This window comes from Streptomyces sp. NPDC058525 (assembly GCF_042719495.1).
In the GTDB taxonomy this organism is placed as follows: domain Bacteria; phylum Actinomycetota; class Actinomycetes; order Streptomycetales; family Streptomycetaceae; genus Streptomyces.
The window spans coordinates 49,537-67,520 of the sequence record NZ_JBHXNP010000011.1 but is presented as its reverse complement, the minus strand read 5'-3'; the positions used below and the strand labels follow the sequence as shown (position 1 = coordinate 67,520).

Here is a 17,984-nt window from a genome sequence, read left to right as displayed (position 1 = left end):
TAACTTCGTAACTTCAAGCCGGTCGTGTCACAGAAGTCGCGGCCTCGGGGCGCCGTACCCAGCCCAGGACCAGCAAGGATGCGACCGCGGCGAACGCGCACCAGGTGGAGGCGAATTCCAGCCTCCACAGCGCCGCGCAGACCACGGCGCCCGCGCCCAGCACGGCCCCGAGCAGCCGCAGCCGCCGGTCGCCGGCGAGCAGCAGGGCGCCGAGCGTCGCGAACAGATAGCCCGCCACGACGAGCGGGGCGTAGGGGACGTCCACGCCGTAGCCGACCGTGCGACCGCGGATCTCCGCGGTCACCGGCCGGGTCGCGAGGCCGTACGCGAGGACCGCACCGGTGGCGAGGCCGACCGCCACCGGCCCCCACAGGCGGCGCCGGGACCCAGGCGCGGCCGCGAGCAGTACCCCGAGCGGCACCCAGACGGCCAGCAGCGGGAAGGCGACCACGGCCCAGGCGGTGGCCGCCGGTGAACAGCCGCCGCCCGAACTCCAGACGGCGGCCTCGATCAGCTGGTGTGCGCCCAGCAGCAGCGGGAGCGCGGCGACGGGCAGGTCGCGGGCCCGCCCGGCGCGTGCGGTGCGCGCCACGCACACGACGCCCGCGGCGGCGATGACCGTGCCCGCCGTCAGATCGGCCGTCGCGCTCCAGCACATGGCGTCACATCACGGGGCGGCCGGCTGCTGCATGGTCGAGCAGTGGATGCCCCCGCCGCCGCCCATCAGGCGGTCCACGTCGAGCTGGACGACGGTGCGGCCCGGGAAGGCCGCGGCCAGGGCCTGCCGGGCCCCCGCGTCCGTGGCCTGGTCCCCGAACTGGGAGGTGATCACCGCGCCGTTGACGAGGTGGAAGTTCAGGTACGAGTCCACGAAGTCGGGGTTGTCGGAGCGCAGGGTCCGCGGCCCGTCCACCCGGATGACCTGGAGCCGGCGGCCCTTGGCGTCGGTGGCGGCGGAGAGGATGGCGAGCTGCTGGCGGGCGTCCTTCGCCCAGATGTCGGTGCGGTCCGCGGGCGGCACCTGGACCATCACCACGCCGGGCCGCACGAACCGGGAGGTGACGTCGATGTGGTCGTCGGTGATGTCCTGCCCCTTGATGCCGGGCGCCCAGATCATCTTGTCGGCGCCGTAGGCGGCGAGCACCTTGGCCTCGACCTGGGCCCGGCTCAGTCCGGGATTGCGGTTCTTGTTGACCAGGCTGCTCTCGGTGGCCATCACGGTCCCGTCGCCGTCGGTCTCCACCGCGCCGCCCTCGCCCACGAAGTCGGCGACGGTGAAGGGCAGGGACTCGTGTGCGGCGAGCAGCCGGGCCACCTTGGCGTCCTTGCGGTGGGTCTGCTTGCCGCCCCAGCCGTTGAAGTTCAGGCCGATCGCGTCCATGGCCCCGGCTCCGTCGAGGCGGAACACGGCGGCGGAGTCCCGCATCCAGAGGTCGTCGACCGGTATCGAGGAGATGACGGTGACGGCGGAGCCGCACCGGGCCCGCGCGGTGGCGGCCGCGCTCTCGTCCGCCGCGCACATCAGCACCGGCTCGTAGCGGGCGGCGGTGCGGGCGATCAGGGCGATGTCCTGCTGGATGCCGGCGAGGTCGCGCCCCCAGATCGTGCGGCTGGAGGGCCAGGCCATCCAGGTGCGGACGTGCCGTACGTCGTCGAGCGGCACGCGCATCCGCCCGGCGACGCTCGCGGCGGACTGAGCGGACTGAGCGGACTGAGCGGACTGAGCGGACTGAGCGGACTGAGCGGACTGAGCGAACTGAGCGGACTGGGCGGGCTGAGCGGCGTGGGCGGCCTGCCCGCCGGCGAGGGTTCCGAGGGCGAGTCCGGCCGCCCCGGCGCCCGCCGATCGCAGCACGGTTCTACGGCTTGGGTTCATGCGAACCTCCGAAGGAGGGATGGATGAGAGGCAGCGGCACTGTGGCATTGACTGAAAATTCAGTCAAGCCTCCCGGGGTCCGGACTCCGCCCTCCGCGGAGGCTCCAGGGGCGGCGCGCCCACCGCGCACTGGGTGCGGCACTGCGGGTGCGCCGCGCCGGGCGCGGGGGTCCGTACGGTCGCCCACGCCACCGCCGCCCCGACCACCAGCACCCCCGCGCACCAGGGCATGGCCCGCCCGAAGGCCGCGTCGAACTGCTCCGCCGAGCGGTACGCCTCGGGTCCCATTGCGGCCAGCAGCGGGAGCGCGGCCACCGCGAGCAGCCCGGCCGCCCGCGCCGCGGCGTTGTTGATGCCGCTCGCCAGCCCCGCCCGGCCCGGGTCCACCGAGGCCAGCACGGTCGCCGTGAGCGGGGCCACCAGGATCACCATGCCCGCGCCCATCACCAGCATCGCGGGCAGCACGTCCGCCGCGTACGAGGCGTCCGGCCCCACCCGCAGCATCAGCAGCGTCCCGGCCGCGCACATCAGAGGCCCCACGGTGAGCGGGATGCGCGGCCCGATCCGCTCCCCGATCTCCCCGGAGCGGGCGGACAGCAGCAGCATCAGCACGGTCGTCGGCAGCAGCGCGGCGCCGGCTGCCAGCGCGGAGTACCCGGACACCACCTGGAGCTGGAGCACGACGAGGAAGAAGAACCCGCCGAAGGCCGCGTACACGCACAGGGTGACCAGGTTGACGGCGGTGAACTGCCGGGAGGCGAACATCTCCGGCGGCACCATCGGATCGGCCCGCCGCCGCTCCACGTACACGAACGATCCGGCCAGCAGTACGCCGCCCACCGCCGCGGCGATCACCGGCGCGGAGGCGGTCCGGGCCTCGATCAGCGCGTAGGTGAGCAGGGCGAGGGAGGCCGCGCCCAGCAGCGCGCCGGCCACGTCGAACCGCCCGTGCGCCTGCGGATCGCGCGATTCCGGTACGTGCCGCAGTGCCACCGGGACGCACAGCGCGGCCAGCGGCACGTTCAGCAGGAACACCCAGCGCCAGCCGGGCCCGTCCACCAGCCAGCCGCCGAGGAACGGCCCCACGGCCGCCCCCACCCCGCCCAGCCCCGACCACAGGCCCACCGCCCGGGCCCGGTCCTCCGAGCGGATCGAGCCCTGGATCAGGGCGAGCGAACCGGGTGTCAGGAGGGCCCCGCCGATGCCCTGCAGGGCCCGGGAGGCCACCAGCACCCCGGCGTTGGGCGCGATGCCGCACAGCAGCGAGCCCACCGCGAACCACACCACGCCGAGGACGAAGATCCGCCGGCGCCCGAAGCGGTCGCCGAGCGCCCCGCCGACCAGGATCAGCCCCGCCAGGGTCAGCAGATAGGCGTTGACCGTCCACTGGAGGACGGCGAGATCGGCGTCGAGGTCCTCGCCGATCCGGGGGAGGGCGACGTTGACCACGGTCGAGTCGAGCATGGCCATGCTCGACCCGAGCACCGTGGTGAGCAGGATCCAGCGGCCCCGCGCGGACGCGAGCGGGACACCGGGCTCGGCCGGCCGGGCGGGTGTGCTCATGACTCAAGGCTGGCCCTGGCGGAAGCCGGGGGCCACCGGGCGGGGACCGGCGCCAAGGTGCGGCGCCACGGTACGGCTCAATAGGCACTCTTGTAATGGACATGCCGTTGATTCACCATGACCCGCGCACATCACGCACATCACGCACCCTCTTCCCGCACAACCTGCACACGGCGTACGAGGAGACAACACGTGGCTCAACGCAACAGGCGTTCCTTACGCGCGGCGCTCGCCGCCCTCACCTCGATCCTGCTCTTACCCCTCGGCGCGGGCGTCGCCGCGGCCGCGCCCGAACCCGGTCCCACCCCCGGCGCGGCCGAACGCAAGATCGAACCCAAGCTCCGCGCCCAGCTCGACGGCTCCGACAAGGCCGCCTTCTGGGTCTACCTCGACAGCGCCGCCGACCTCACCGCCGCGGCCAGGCAGCAGACCCGCGCCGCCAAGGCCGAGACCGTGCTCCGGACCAAGCAGGAGCACGCCGCGCGCAGCCAGGCCGACGTGGTCAAGGCCCTCGAAGGCGCGAAGGCCGAGTACACCTCGTACTGGATCGTGAACGCCGTCCGCGTCGTCGGCACCCAGAAGCTCGCCGGGGCCCTCGCGCAGCGCCCCGAGGTGTCCCGGATCGCCGCCGACGACAAGATCGAGCTGCCCAAGCCCGCCGAGGGCAAGCGGGAGCAGGCCCTCGCCGACGCCGTCGAATGGAACATCGACCGCATCAAGGCCCCGCAGTTCTGGGAGCAGGCCGGAGTGCGCGGCGAGGGCATCGTCGTCGCCAACATCGACAGCGGCGTGGACTACACCCACCCCGCCGTGAACGGCCAGTACCGCGGCAAGAACGCCGACGGCAGCTACAGCCACGCCTACAACTGGTTCGACCCCGCCGGGATCTGCGCCGCGGCCGCGCCGTGCGACAACAACGACCACGGCACCCACACGATGGGCACGATGGTCGGCGACGACGGCGGCGCCAACAAGATCGGTGTCGCCCCGGGCGCCAAGTGGATCGCCGCCAAGGGCTGCGAGTCCAACTCCTGCTCCGAGGCCTCCCTGCTCGCCTCCGGCCAGTGGATCGTCGCCCCGACCGACGCGAACGGCCAGAACCCGCGGCCCGACCTCGCCCCGCACGTCGTCAACAACTCCTGGGGCGGCCCGGGCGGCGACACCTGGTACCAGGAGATCGTCGACACCTGGCGGGCGGCCGGCATCTTCCCGGCCTTCTCCAACGGCAACTCCGGACCCGGCTGCTCCACCAGCGGCTCACCCGGTGACTACGCGAGCTCCTACAGCTCCGGCGCCTTCGACATCAACAACGCGATCGCCTCGTTCTCCTCGCGCGGCGCCGCCGCCGGCGGCCTCGTCAAGCCGAACATCGCCGCCCCGGGCGTGAACGTGCGCTCCTCCGTCCCCGGCGGCGCCTACGAGGCCTTCTCCGGCACCTCCATGGCCTCGCCGCACACCGCGGCCACCGTGGCCCTGCTCTGGTCCGCCGCGCCCGCCCTCGAAGGCGACATCGCGCAGACCGAGGCACTGCTCGACGGCACCGCCCAGGACACCGACAGCGCCCAGTGCGGCGGCACCGCCGCCGACAACAACGTCTTCGGCGAGGGCAGGCTCGACGCCCTCGCGGCCCTGAACGCCGCCCCGCGCGGCGCGATCGGCGCGCTCGCCGGCACCGTCCGCTCCGACGGCGCGCCGGTCGCGGGCGCAACGGTCACCGCCGACGGGCCGATCGACCGTACGACGACCACCGCCGCCGACGGCACCTACCGGTTCACCGCCCTCTCGGTGGGCGACTACAGCCTGACCGCCGCCAAGTTCGGCTACGGACCGCAGACCGCCACGGCCACGGTCACCGAGAACTCCACGGCCACCGGCGACTTCACCCTCGTCCAGGCCGCCTCCGGCAAGCTCACCGGCACGGTCACCGCCGCCTCCGGACCCGCGGCGGGCGCCTCCGTCACCATCGCGGACACCCCCGTGACCGCGACCACCGACGCACAGGGCCGCTTCGAGGTCACCCTGCCGCACGGCAGCTACGACGTGCGGGCCACCCACCCGTCCCGCTGCGTCACCGGCGGCTCCGCCCGGGCCACCGTCGCGGGTGACACCACCGTCACGGTGAACCTGCCCGAACGCACCGACGGCTACGGCTACGCCTGCGCCACCACGACCGACCGCCCGTACACCCCGGGCAGCCGGCAGCTCGCGCTGACCGGCGACAACACCACCGAGCGCGTCGACCTGCCCTTCCCGCTGCCGCTGTACGGCAAGACGTACGGGCAGGCCTGGATCGGCACCAACGGCACCGTCAGCTTCGGCGGCAACAACACCGCCGACATCAACGGCGACCTGCCGAGCACCGCCACCCCGAACGCCGCCCTCTACCCCTTCTGGGACGACCTGGTCGTCGGCGCGGCGGGCAGTGGATCCGGTGTCTTCACCGCCGTCACGGGCACCGCCCCGCACCGCAGCTACGTCATCGAGTGGCGCGAGGTGTCCCACTGGTCCGCCCAGGCCGACAAGTTCTCCTTCTCGGCGTCCATCGGCGAGGACGGCAGCGTCTCCTACGCCTACAAGGGCACCGGCGGCACCGGCATCAAGGGCGGCTCCACGGCCACGGTCGGCGTGGAGAACGCCACCGGCACCGACGCCTTCAAGTACTCCTTCAACACGGCGGTCATCACCGACGGCCTGGGCATCGCCTTCCGCACCACCAAGAGCGGCGTGGTCGCGGGCCGCGTCCTCGACGCCAACGACGGCAACGGAGTCGCGGGCGCCACGGTGACCGTCGGCACCGGCGACTCGGCCGTCTCCGCCACCACGGCGGCGGACGGCGGCTACGTGGTCCAGAGCCCGTCGGGCTCGCGGGCCGTCGCCCTGTCCGCGCCGCAGTACGAGTCCGGGCAGGCGACCGTCGACGTCAAGGCGGCCGACGTGACCACGGTGACGCAGTCCCTGCGCACCGGCCGGGTGACGCCGTCCAAGCCCGCCGTGGAGGTGGTCCTCCAGGCGAACCAGCAGCGGACCCGGACCCTGGACCTGACCAACCCGGGCCTCGGCACGGCCTTCACGGCCACCGAGGACGCGGCCTGGCTGACGGCCACGCCGGGGACCGGGAACCTCCCGACGGGCGCCAAGGCCCCGATCACCCTCGCGGTGGACACGAAGGGACTGACCCCCGGGACGGTCCTGACCGCCGACCTGAAGATCACCTCGGCCAGCGGCCGGACCCCGGTCCTGACCGTCCCGGTCAAGGTCGTCGTACCGCGCTACCAGGTCGCCCTGGACGCGGGCTCCGACTCCGCGGGCACGGACGTCCTCGGCGACGCCTGGTCCCCGGACCGCAAGTACACCGCGGGATCGTACGGCTACCAGGGCAACAGCTCCGCCCGCAGCACCAGCCGCACCATCGCCGGCACGCAGGATCAGCGGCTCTTCCGCAACGCCCGTGAGGGCATGTACGAGTACCGCTTCGACAACGTGCCGAACGGCACCTACACCGTGGAGCTGGGCTTCGCCGAGCTCTCCTCCACCCGGCCCAACAAGCGCGTCTTCGACGTCCTGGCCGAGGGCCAGCAGGTCCTGCCCTCCCTGGACATCGCGCTGGAGGCGGGCACGTACACGGCCCTGACCCGTACCTACACGGTCAAGGTGACGGACGGGGTGCTCAACCTCCGCTTCGTCACGCACAGCGGATTCGGCAAGCCGCTGCTCAACAGCCTGCGGGTGACCGACCGGCCCGACCAGAGCTGACCGCACCACGCGCGGGGCGGGGCGCTCCAGGGCGCCCCGCCCTCCGCGGCGCATTCGGGTGGGCGGCACCCGACTCCGCACCGACGCGCCGGAGAAGCCGCAGCGCCCTCGCTAGCCTGAACGACCATGCAGCTCCTGAGCGACCAGGCCGACGACATCCGGGCCCTCGTGGGCTCCGCGGACCCCGGGGCGGTCTGGGCCGTCGGCGGTCCCGGCGGCGTCCACGCGGCTTCGCACACCTGCGACGGCACGGCCTTCGACGTCGGCGCACTCGCCGCCGTCCTCGCCCTCTGGCCCGCCCTCGGCAGCCTCGTCGAGGAAGGCGCGCTCCGGCTGCACACGCCGCTCTCCGCCTACGGGGACGAGGCCGCAGCCGGGACACCCGCCGGCACCACCGCCCACCACCTGCTCACCCACGCCGACGGGGCCGCCGTCCTCACCCGTCTCGCCGAGCACCTCTCGGGCAGCCCCCTCGCCGAACTCGCCGCGGCCCGGGTCTGGCACCCGCTGGGCATGACCCGCACCCGGTTCGCCGAAGGCGCCGCCCTGCACGCGCCGCTCACCGACCTCGTCCGCTTCCTGAGCCACCTGGCGGCCCCCGCGGACACGGACGGCCCGACGGGCATCACCCGCGCCTGGACGGCCGAGTCCCTGCGCATCCGCACCGGCGAACTGACCCCCGCCCGCGGACTCCTGTGGCACCCAGCCCCGCACGGCGTCTGGGCCCACACCGCCCCCGCGGCCACCGGCCCGGCCCTGTGGGTCTGCCCGGGCCGCCACCGCTGGGCACTGCTCCTGCCGACCCTCCCGCCCGGACGGCCCACCACCCTGCGCTCCACCTTCCGGGACGCGGCCTTCGCCCTGCCCTAGGACCTCTCCGGCGCTCGGAGCGCGGGGTCCGCGGGAGCGACGTACGGTGAAGCCGATGTCACCGCCGCTGACCACGCGAGGACCCCATGCCCGACGCCGTGACCTCCACGCTCGACGCCACGGATGTCGACCTGCTCGACGACCTGTGCCGCGAACTCGCCGAGGCCGCCGACGCGGTCGGTGAGGCCGCCGGCTACGCCTCCGGGCTGGCCCTCGGCGCCCGCCTGCCCGCCACGGCCCTCACCCGGGGCGGTCCGCGCCGGCACGGCTGGCGCACACTGCTGCGGACCCTCAGCGACCCGGCCGGCCTCGGCTGGGCGCCGCGCGGCCGGGGCGTCGCAGCACGGGCCGGGCGGCTGGCGGGGGCGCTGACGGGCCGTGAGAGCCTCGCCGTCAGTGTCGCCGTCTGCGGGCTCAGGGCCCGGATCCGCGCCACGAAGGCCCGCCGCCCCGAACTCCTGCGGGACCCCGCCGCCGCGGCGGTACTCGCGGCCGTCGCGGCGGGCCGCCAGGCCGAGGCCGTCGGCCTCTTCCGGCGGATCGTGCGCGACCGGGGCGCCGAGCACGCCTTCGCCCTGCTGACCCCGGCCTTCGCCGACATCCTGGCCTGGCACGCCCTGACCGACGCCAACCCGTTCAACGACCATGCGGGCTGGCAGGTCGCCACGGGCCGGGCCGTGCCCGCCGCACCGCTCCTCGGACTGGGCGCGGCCTTCCTGGCCTTCTGCGACCGGGGCCCCGGCCTGCCCCCCGGCGGGGCCCGCGAAGCGGCGGCCGACGGGGACATGGCGGAGCCGCCGGGGCCGGCGCCCCGACGGCTGCGCGCGGTCCAGCCGATCGGACCGGACCCGTACCGGCACCCGTACCGGCCCGGCAGCCTGCGCGGCCACGCCGCCGCGCTCCGCTCCCACGCGGTGCGGCTGCGCACGGCGACGGCCGCACCCGCCTGGCGGGTCCCGGACGACGACGCCCTGCGGGCCGAGGTCGCCACCCTCGCCGGCCGCTGCGCCACCGCGGCGAACGGCTTCACGCTGGCGGCGGCCCAGCTCGGCGAGGAGCGCGCGCCGGGCTGAACCGCCGGGCTGAACCGCCGTGCTGGACCGCCGTGCTGGACCGCCGGGCCGCCGGCGCGCCGCGCGGCGGCTAGAGCACCAGGGACAGCAGCAGGACGAAGCCCAGGCCGACCACCGAGATGATGGTCTCCATCACCGACCAGGTCTTCAGGGTCTGCCCGACGGTCATCCCGAAGTACTCCTTGACCAGCCAGAACCCGGCGTCGTTGACATGGCTGAAGAACAGCGAGCCCGCCCCGATCGCCAGGACCAGCAGCGCGGTCTCGGTGGTGGACATGCCCGCGGCGAGCGGGGCCACCAGCCCGGCGGCCGAGATCGTCGCCACCGTCGCGGAGCCCGTGGCGAGGCGGATGGCCACGGCGATCAGCCAGGCCAGCAGGAGGGTCGGGATGGCCCAGTTCTTCGACAGGTCCAGGATCATCTGGCCCACGCCCACGTCGATCAGCGTCTGCTTGAAGCCGCCGCCCGCGCCGACGATCAGCAGGATGCCGGCGATCGGAGCCAGCGACTTCTCGACCGTGGAAGACAGCCGCTCCCTGGTGAACCCGGCCGCCCGGCCCAGGGTGAACATGCCCACCAGCACCGCCGCGAGCAGGGCGATCAGCGGGGAGCCCGCGACGTCGGTGACGCGCTGCACGGCGTTCGCCGGGTCGTTGACCACGATGTCGACCAGGGCCTTGACCAGCATCAGCGCCACCGGCAGCAGTACGGTGAAGACGGTCGCACCGAACCGCGGCCGGTGTTCCAGATCGGCCGAGGGCCGCTGCGGAATCATGTGCTCCGGCGCCGGGATGTCCACCCACCGCGCCGCGTACCGGGCGAACAGCGGCCCGGCGATGATCACGGTGGGTATGGCCACGAGGACACCGAGGCCGAGGGTGACGCCCAGGTTCGCGTGCAGCGCGTCGATGGCGACGAGCGGCCCGGGGTGCGGCGGGATCAGCCCGTGCATCACGGACAGGCCGGCCAGCGCCGGAATGCCGATCCGCATCAGGGAGTAGTTGCCCCGCTTGGCCACCAGCAGCACCACAGGGATCAGCAGCACGATGCCGACCTCGAAGAAGAGCGGCAGCCCGATCACCGAGGCGATCAGCACCATGGCCCAGGGCATGGCCCGGCCCTTGGCCTTGGCCAGGATCGTGTCGACGATCTCGTCCGCGCCGCCCGAGTCCGCCAGCAGTTTGCCGAGGATCGCGCCGAGGGCGATGAGGACGCCCACGCCCGCGACCGTCGAGCCGAGCCCGGCGGTGAAGCTGGTGATCGTCTTGCCCAACGGCGCGCCCGCGAACACCCCGAGGGCGAGCGAGCCGACCGTCAGCGCCAGGAAGGCGTGCAGCTTGAGGCGGGTGATGAGCAGGACGATGACGGCGATGCCCGCGAGCACGGCGATGCCCAGCTGGGTGTTCCCGGCCGAGGTGATCGGTCCGGTGCCTGCCGCCGCCAGTGTCTCGACGCTGAGACCGGTCACGGTGACGTTCCTTCGTTAGTTCTCGGGTGTTTCGTCAGTTCTCGGGCGTGGGGAGCCGGCGCAGGGCGGCCAGTGCCCGTTCGGTGATCTCTTCGGGGGAGCCGGACACGTCGACGGCGAGGCCGAGTTCGTCCTCCTGGAGGGGCTCCAGGGTGGCGAACTGCGAATCCAGCAGCACGGGCGGCATGAAGTGGCCGGTGCGGGCCGCCATCCGGCGCTCGATCAGCGGGCGCTCGCCGGTCAGGTGGACGAAGACCGCCCCGGGAGCCGCGGCGCGCAGCCGGTCGCGGTAGGAGCGCTTGAGCGCCGAGGCCGCGACGAGGCCCCCGTCGAGCCCGGCCCGGGCGCCGATCCAGTCGCCGATGGCGTCGAGCCACGGCCAGCGGTCGGCGTCGTCCAGCGGGGTGCCGGCCGACATCTTGGCGACGTTGGCCGGGGGATGGAACGCGTCGCCCTCCGCGTACGGAAGGGCCAGGGCCTCCGCGAGCAGCCGACCCACGGTCGTCTTGCCCGTACCGGCCACGCCCATCACCACAATGACGCGCTGGGAGCTCACGTCGTACCTCGCTGTCCTCGTCGACATCGGTCCGTGCGGGCACCACTGAAGCCTATTAAGTAGTACTTATTCAAGAGGCGGCCGGTAAAACATCGCATCTTTTGTTCGCCGGGGCGTCACCGTACGCTTACGCCCATGACCACCGAAGGCAGTCCTGGACCGGGACAGGGGCTCCACTCCCACGTACTGGACACCCTCGGGCTCGCGATCACGGCGGGGGAGTACCCGCCCGGCAGCGTGCTGCGCACGGACGAGATCGCCGGGCGTTTCGACGCCTCCCGCACCGTGGTGCGCGAGGTCGTCCGGGTACTGGAGTCCATGAGCCTGGTCGAGTCCCGCCGCAGGGTCGGCGTCACGGTGCGTCCCACCGAGGAGTGGAACGTCTACGACCCCCGGGTCATCCGCTGGCGGCTGGCCGGCACCGACCGGCCCCGGCAGCTGCGCTCCCTCACCGTGCTGCGGTCCGCGATCGAGCCGGTCGCCGCCGGGCTCGCGGCGGCCCGGGCCACGCCCGAGCAGTGCGCCGAGCTGACCGAGGCGGCCCTCGGCATGGTCCGCACCTCGCGCGGCCACCAGCTCGACGGCTACCTGCGCCACGACATCGCCTTCCATCGCGTCGTGCTGAACGCCTCCGGCAACGAGATGTTCGCCCGCCTCGGCGACGTCGTGGCCGAGGTGCTGACCGGGCGCACCGAGCACGCGGTGATGTTCCACGATCCCGATCCGGCGGCCGTCACCCTGCACGTACAGGTGGCCGAGGCGGTCCGGGAGGGCGACGCGGCGCGCGCCGAGGCCCTGACCCGGCAGATCGCCGTCGGCGCCCTCGAAGAGCTGGACGTACTCGCCCCGTAGGGCGCCGCGGCGGACTCACGGATACGACGGGTCGTGCGGGTCGTGCGCGTCGCGCGGTCAGGCGTCGAGCACGGCCAGGTCGAGCTCGCGCAGCCGCTCCGGTTCGGCGACCACGTCGATCTCCGTGATCAGGCCGTCCTCGATGGTGAAGCCGAGGACCAGGAACAGCCGTCCCAGCGGGGCCATCACCAGGCCGGCCGCGCCGCCCACCAGGGCCGGCTGCGTGGCCCGCGCCCGCTGCATGGCCGCCATCGCGCCCCGCGCGACGGTGACCGCGCCGCTGATGAGGACCGGGGCGGGGCTGGGTATGACGGCCTTGTCGGCGCGGAGCACCACGTCGGGGTGGAGCAGCGCGACCAGCGCCTCGAAGTCCCCGCCGCGGGTGGCGGCGAGGAAGGCGTCCACCACGTGGCGCCGGCGGGACGGATCGGCTCCGGCTTGCGGCGCAGCGCCCTTGACCCGGCGGCGGGCGCGGCTCGCGAGCTGCCGGGTGGCGGCCGCGGACCGGTCGAGCATCGGGGCTATGTCCTCGAAGGGCACGGCGAACAGGTCGTGCAGCACGAACGCGAGCCGCTCGGCCGGAGTCAGCCGGTCGAGCACCACCAGCAGCGCCAGCCCGACCGAGTCGGCCAGTACGGCCTCCTGTTCGGGGTCGACCGCCTCCTCGCGGCCGGCCGACGGGTCGGCGGAGTACGTCTCCAGGGAGTCCTCGCGCCGGGTCTCGCGCGTACGCAGCATGTTGAGGCAGATGCGCGCCACGACGGTCGTCAGCCACCCGCCGAGGTTCTCGACCTCACGGGTGTCGGCCCGGTTCAGGCGCAGCCACGCCTCCTGCACCGCGTCCTCGGCCTCGCTGAGCGAGCCGAGCATCCGGTAGGACACCGCTCTGAGATGGGAGCGGTGCTCTTCGAATCGCTCCGTCAGCCGGGACGCGTCGTCCACGGGGCGGGTTCCTTCCTCACGGACGGCCGGCAACGCGGATCAACGGGAAACGCCGCTGCTGGATAATGGCGCTGAGCAGCATAGGCACATGGAGACGCCGGGCACACGTGGTGGTCCGGCAGGAGAGACGGAGCACCGATGGACGTGCAGCACTTCGAGCGGATCACCGCCTTCATCGAGGCGCGGCTCACCCCGCTGTTCGACGCGGAGACGGGCAGCGAGTACGGCTTCGGGATGGACGACACCTCCCGCGCCCTGCGCGCGCTGCGCAACTCCGTGCTCGAAGCCTCCGCCGTCAAGGGCCTCATCGCACAGCGGGAGTCGGCCGAGGCTGCCACGCGGCGCGTCATCGACCAGTCGGTGGAGCACAACTGGGACGTGCTGCGCGGCATCGCCCGCCAGTGGGAGGACCACGCCGACTTCCGCCACGAGTTCAAGCACCACGCGTGGGAACTCGACCACCACCCCGTCGCCGTGGAGAACTGACCGCGCAGGGACCAGGGACGCCCGCAGGACTACTCCGCCGTCTTGCGCGGAACCGTCTGCTGGACCGCCCAGCCGTTGCCGTCGGGGTCGGAGAAGTAGACGAACGAGCCCCAGGGCAGGTCCTGGATCTCCGTGACCTCGATACCGCGGCCGCGCAGGTCCTCGTACGCCTCCTCGATGTCGGTGACGACGACCTGCATGTTGTCCAGGGAGCCCGGGGTCATCCGGGTCAGGCCCTTGCCGATCGCGATCGAACAGGCCGAGCCGGGCGGGGTCAGCTGTACGAAGCGGACGTCGTCGCTGACGGTGTGGTCGTGGTCGGCGTTGAAGCCGATCTTCTCGTAGAAGGCTTTGGCCCGGTCGACATCGGTGACGGGCACGGCGACCAGCTCAAGTTTGATGTCCATACCGGCATCATGCTCCAGAGGGGGTCGTCGCGCCGTCCGTAGCCACGTCGGCGGGCGTGTCCGAGGTCGCGAACTGGGTGCGGTACAGCTCCTCGTACCGGCCGCCCGCCGCCAGCAGTTCGGTGTGCGTGCCGCGTTCCACGACCCGGCCGCCCTCGACCACCAGGATCAGATCGGCGGCCTGCACCGTCGACAGCCGGTGCGCGATCACCACCGCGGTCCGGCCCGCCAGGGCCTCGCCCAGCGCCTCCTGCACCGCCGCCTCCGAGGTCGAGTCCAGGTGCGCGGTCGCCTCGTCGAGGATCACCACCCGCTGCCGGGCCAGCAGCAGCCGTGCGATGGTCAGCCGTTGCCGCTCCCCGCCCGACAGGCGGTAGCCGCGCTCCCCGACGACCGTGTCCAGCCCGTCCGGCAGCGAGGCGACGAGGCCGTCCAGACGGGAGCGGCGCAGCGCCTCCCAGACCTCCTCCTCGGAGGCTTCCGGCCGGGCCAGCAGCAGGTTGGCGCGCACCGACTCGTGGAAGAGGTGCCCGTCCTGGGTGACCATGCCGAGCGTCTCGCGGATCGAGTCCGCCGTCAGGTCCCGTACGTCGACCCCGCCGATGCGGACCGCGCCCGCGTCGGCGTCGTACAGCCGCGGCAGCAGCTGCGCGATCGTCGACTTGCCGGCGCCCGAGGAGCCGACCAGGGCGATCATGCGGCCGGGTTCGGCGCGGAACGAGACCTCGTGCAGGACCCGCGTACCGCCCCGGGCGTCGAGGGTGGCGACCTCCTCCAGGGAGGCGAGCGAGACCTTGTCGGGGGAGGGGTAGGCGAAGGAGACCTTGTCGAACTCCACGGCCACCGGCCCGTCCGGCACCGTACGGGCGTCCGGCTTCTGCGCGATGAGCGGCTTCAGGTCGAGGATCTCGAAGACCCGCTCGAAGCTCACCAGCGCGCTCATCACCTCGACGCGGGCCCCGGCGAGCGAGGTCAGCGGCGCGTACAGCCGGGTCAGCAGCAGGGCGAGGGCCACGACGGAACCGGCGTCCAGGCTCCCGCGCAGGGCGTAGTACCCGCCCAGCCCATAGACGAGGGCGAGGGCCAGGGCCGAGACCAGGGTGAGGGCGGTGATGAAGGCGGACTGGGCCATCGCCGTGCGGATCCCGATGTCCCGCACCCGCGCGGCCCGGGCCGCGAACTCCGCGGACTCGTCGGCGGGCCGCCCGAACAGCTTGACCAGCGTCGCGCCGGGCGCGGAGAACCGCTCGGTCATCTGCGTGCCCATCGCCGCGTCCAGCGTCGCGGCCTCCCGCTGCATGGCCGCCATCCGCACGCCCATCCGGCGGGCCGGCAGCACGAACACCGGCAGCAGTACGAGCGCCAGCAGGGTGATCTGCCAGGAGATGCTCAGCATCACCACGAGGGTCAGCAGCAGGGTCACGGTGTTGGAGACGACCCCGGACAGGGTGTTGCTGAACGCCCGCTGGGCGCCGATCACATCGTTGTTGAGCCGGCTGACCAGGGCCCCGGTGCGGGTCCGGGTGAAGAAGGCGACCGGCATCCGCTGCACGTGGTCGAAGACCGCCGTCCGCAGATCGAGGATGAGCCCCTCGCCGAGGGTGGCGGAGAGCCGGCGGGTCAGCAGCGCCAGGCCCGCCTCGGCCACCGCGATCAGCGCGATGAGCAGGGCGAGCCGGGTGACGGTACCGCTGTCCCGGCCGCCGACGATGGCGTCGACGATCCGGCTGGCGAGCACCGGGGTCGCCACCGCGAGCAGCGCCGTGACGATGCTGAGCAGCAGGAAGAGGATGAGCCCGCGGCGGTGCGGGCGGGCGAAGGATGCGACCCGGCGCAGGCTCGCCCGGGATACCGGGCGGCGGTCCTGCTGGGCGTTGATCGCACTGTGCAGCGAGGTCCAGGCGGTGACTTCCATGTCCATGTCCGGAACGTTATGACCTCAACCTAAGTCGAGGTCAAGCATGCCGGCCCTGCGCTCCGACGGGCGTCAACTCCGGCTCGAGCGGCGGAATTTCACGACCTCCGGCCGCTGTCGGTGCCCGGTGTCATCATCGGTCCATGACGCAGGGACCCGAGTCCGTACGCTTCGGCACACATCCCACCGACACCGTCCTGCACCGCTTCGAGCGCTGGGCCCGGGACACCCCCGACGCCCCCGCCCTCGTCGCGGGCCCGGACAGCCTCACCTACGGGCAGCTGGACGCGCGGGCCGGCCGGCTCGCCCGCCGCCTGCTCGCCGAGGGCCTGGCCCCCGGCGCCCGCGTGGCCGTCGGCACCGTCCGCCAGGCCGAGCTGGTCACCGCCCTCCTCGCCGTCCTCAAGGCCGGCGGTGTCTACGCCGTCGTCGACGCCGAGGACCCGCGCACCGGGCGGCGCCAGCTCGCCCGCACCGAGCCCGACCTCCTGCTCACCCGCGCCGCCCACCGGGCAGCCCTCGACGGCGGAACCGGCCTGCGGGTGGTCCGGTTCGGCGCGGAGGAGGCCGACGCGGGCGACGAGCGGTCCGAGGGGGCGCCCGGGCTCCCGGGGGCCGGGCTCGCCGCGCCCGGCCGTACCGCGGCGGTCCTGTTCACCGGGGCCGCCGAGCCGCGCGCCGTCCCCGTGGGCCACGGCCTGCTGCTCGCCGCGTACGAGGCCTGGGCGGAGGCCGTCCGGCCGACCCCGCGCGACCGGCACCTGATCACGGCCCGTACGGACGTCACCGCCTTCGCCGCGGGCTGGACCAGGGCCCTGTGCTCGGGCGGCGCGCTCGTCCTGCCCGCACGCGCGCCCTGGAAGGGCGAGGAGCTCACGGAGACGGTCCGGGCCGAGCAGGTCACCGTGCTCCACGCGGGCCCCGCCGACGTCGTCCACCTGCTGGCCCCGCCGGAGACGCCGCCGCGCCCGTCCGTCCCGCAGCCCCGCCGGGCGCGGGGCGCGGACCTCCCGTCGCTGCGGCTGCTCGCCGTCTCCGGAGACCGGCTCCACCTCGACGACATGGCCGCCCTGCAGACCGTGCTCCGGCCCGGCGTGCGCGTGCTGAACGTGTACGGCACCACCGAGACCGCCGGCACCGGCACCCGGTTCGAACTCCCGCAGCTGCCGGGCCCGCTCGACGGCCCCGAGGAGCGCTCCCTGCTCGGCATCCCCTTCCGCGGCTGCCGGGCCGAGCTGCGGAACGGGGAGATACACCTCACGCCGCCCGGCGGCGGGGACCCGGTGCCCACCGGGGACCTCGGACTGCTCCGCGAGGACGGACTGCTGGAGTTCCGGGGCCGGCTCCGCGACCGGATCGCCCTGCCCGGCCGTTCGCTCGACCCGCACCCCGTCGAATCCGCGATCCGCGGCCACGAGGGCATCGGCGCGGTGATCGTCAACGGCGTGGACGGGGCCCGCGGCCCGCGCAGGCTCGTCGCCTACGCGGCACCGCGGCCCGGAGCACCCGAGTGGCCCCCGGGCCGAGGGCTCCCGGACGTCGAGGAGCTGCGCGAGCACCTGGCGGGGAAAGTGCCCCGGGAGGACATCCCGCTGCGGGTGGTCTCGGTGCGCGCCCTGCCGCGCACCCGGGGCGGGCAGGAGGACCGGGCCGCCCTGCCCCTGCCGATCCTGAGCGCCCCCGCGGCGCGGCCCGCCGGGAGCAAGTCCGTCCGGCCGGCGGCCGGTCCGACCGGTCCGTTCCCCGGCTTCTGGGCCGCGGGCTGCGGGGGCCTGGCGGTGGGCTTGGCCGGCCTGATCCTGACGAAGGTCTTCTGGCCGGGATCGACGGACCTCACCGGCGTACCGCAGCCCTGGGCGTTCCTCTTCTTCCTGCTCTACCTCTTCGAGTGCGTGTCCTTCGGCATCGGCCTGGTCTTCCTGCTCGGCGGCCGCGCCCGGATGCCGCGCCGGGGCCGCGGCCGCAGGCTCACCTCCGCCGCGCATCTGGCGGTGGCGTACCTGCTGATGGCGTGGTGGCCGCAGGACAACTTCTACCGGCTCGCGGCCAAACAGGACTGGCCGCGGCAGGCCGCGCTCGTCTACACCTTCAACATCCCCCTGATGATCGCGGCGGCCGTCGTCGCCGCCTACGTCGTCGCCAAACCGCCGAACCCCTTCGACTTCGACGACTGACCGTGCGCCCGGGCCGCGAACGGCCCGGGCCGCCTACGGGCTCGGCCCG

The 17,984-nt window shown here is 73.8% G+C and carries 14 protein-coding genes; 6 read left to right on the top strand and 8 right to left on the bottom strand.

All coding sequences use genetic code 11. The features are described from left to right. Nucleotides 1-13 precede the first annotated feature (13 nt). The 3 genes from ACFWP3_RS08815 to ACFWP3_RS08805 form a co-directional block, all read right to left on the bottom strand. Nucleotides 14-658, bottom strand: coding sequence for a DUF6629 family protein (locus ACFWP3_RS08815; RefSeq protein WP_384217750.1), 645 nt, complete (start codon nucleotides 656-658; stop codon nucleotides 14-16). 9 nt (nucleotides 659-667) lie between these two features. Then, nucleotides 668-1,876: an agmatine/peptidylarginine deiminase gene (locus tag ACFWP3_RS08810; RefSeq protein WP_384217748.1), complete on the bottom strand. Its 1,209-nt coding sequence runs from the start codon at nucleotides 1,874-1,876 to the stop codon at nucleotides 668-670. 63 nt (nucleotides 1,877-1,939) lie between these two features. Then, nucleotides 1,940-3,439, bottom strand: a complete 1,500-nt coding sequence (locus ACFWP3_RS08805) for an MFS transporter (protein WP_384217745.1) — start codon at nucleotides 3,437-3,439, stop codon at nucleotides 1,940-1,942. A gap of 192 nt (nucleotides 3,440-3,631) precedes the next feature. Between ACFWP3_RS08805 and ACFWP3_RS08800 the strand changes: the two genes are divergently transcribed. The 3 genes from ACFWP3_RS08800 (at nucleotide 3,632) to ACFWP3_RS08790 (ending at nucleotide 9,135) form a co-directional block, all read left to right on the top strand. Then, nucleotides 3,632-7,192, top strand: a complete 3,561-nt coding sequence (locus ACFWP3_RS08800; protein WP_384217743.1) for a S8 family serine peptidase — start codon at nucleotides 3,632-3,634, stop codon at nucleotides 7,190-7,192. 126 nt (nucleotides 7,193-7,318) lie between these two features. Continuing rightward, nucleotides 7,319-8,062, top strand: a complete 744-nt coding sequence (locus tag ACFWP3_RS08795) for a hypothetical protein (RefSeq protein WP_384217741.1) — start codon at nucleotides 7,319-7,321, stop codon at nucleotides 8,060-8,062. An 86-nt stretch (nucleotides 8,063-8,148) separates the two neighbouring features. Continuing rightward, entirely contained in the window at nucleotides 8,149-9,135 is a 987-nt protein-coding gene (locus tag ACFWP3_RS08790) for a hypothetical protein (protein WP_384217739.1), read from the top strand. A gap of 70 nt (nucleotides 9,136-9,205) precedes the next feature. Here the strand turns inward: ACFWP3_RS08790 and ACFWP3_RS08785 are convergent, their stop codons facing one another. Both ACFWP3_RS08785 and ACFWP3_RS08780 read right to left on the bottom strand, forming a co-directional pair. Beyond that, a complete protein-coding gene (locus ACFWP3_RS08785; RefSeq protein ID WP_384217737.1) occupies nucleotides 9,206-10,603 on the bottom strand; it encodes a gluconate:H+ symporter in 1,398 nt (465 codons plus the stop codon). A 34-nt stretch (nucleotides 10,604-10,637) separates the two neighbouring features. After that, nucleotides 10,638-11,186, bottom strand: coding sequence for a gluconokinase (locus ACFWP3_RS08780; protein WP_384217735.1), 549 nt, complete (start codon nucleotides 11,184-11,186; stop codon nucleotides 10,638-10,640). Between the two features lie 108 nt (nucleotides 11,187-11,294). Between ACFWP3_RS08780 and ACFWP3_RS08775 the strand changes: the two genes are divergently transcribed. Beyond that, on the top strand, nucleotides 11,295-12,011 hold the full coding sequence (locus ACFWP3_RS08775; RefSeq protein ID WP_384217732.1) for a FadR/GntR family transcriptional regulator: 717 nt from the start codon (nucleotides 11,295-11,297) through the stop codon (nucleotides 12,009-12,011). Nucleotides 12,012-12,068: 57 nt separating this feature from the next. Here the strand turns inward: ACFWP3_RS08775 and ACFWP3_RS08770 are convergent, their stop codons facing one another. After that, nucleotides 12,069-12,953 (bottom strand): sigma-70 family RNA polymerase sigma factor, encoded by an 885-nt coding sequence (locus ACFWP3_RS08770; protein ID WP_384217730.1) that lies wholly within the window; start codon nucleotides 12,951-12,953, stop codon nucleotides 12,069-12,071. Between the two features lie 138 nt (nucleotides 12,954-13,091). Here ACFWP3_RS08770 and ACFWP3_RS08765 point away from each other — a divergent pair, with 138 nt between their 5' ends. Beyond that, the gene (locus tag ACFWP3_RS08765; protein WP_384217728.1) at nucleotides 13,092-13,439 is read left to right on the top strand and encodes a hypothetical protein; all 348 of its coding nucleotides are present in this window, start codon (nucleotides 13,092-13,094) and stop codon (nucleotides 13,437-13,439) included. A gap of 29 nt (nucleotides 13,440-13,468) precedes the next feature. On the opposite strand, the gene ACFWP3_RS08760 is transcribed toward ACFWP3_RS08765, so the two are convergent. Further along, nucleotides 13,469-13,846: a VOC family protein gene (locus ACFWP3_RS08760; RefSeq protein ID WP_384217726.1), complete on the bottom strand. Its 378-nt coding sequence runs from the start codon at nucleotides 13,844-13,846 to the stop codon at nucleotides 13,469-13,471. A 7-nt stretch (nucleotides 13,847-13,853) separates the two neighbouring features. Further along, nucleotides 13,854-15,767, bottom strand: coding sequence for an ABC transporter ATP-binding protein (locus tag ACFWP3_RS08755; RefSeq protein ID WP_384217723.1), 1,914 nt, complete (start codon nucleotides 15,765-15,767; stop codon nucleotides 13,854-13,856). Between the two features lie 137 nt (nucleotides 15,768-15,904). Between ACFWP3_RS08755 and ACFWP3_RS08750 the strand changes: the two genes are divergently transcribed. Continuing rightward, on the top strand, nucleotides 15,905-17,935 hold the full coding sequence (locus ACFWP3_RS08750; RefSeq protein ID WP_384217721.1) for an AMP-binding protein: 2,031 nt from the start codon (nucleotides 15,905-15,907) through the stop codon (nucleotides 17,933-17,935). The last annotated feature ends 49 nt before the right edge of the window (nucleotides 17,936-17,984 follow it).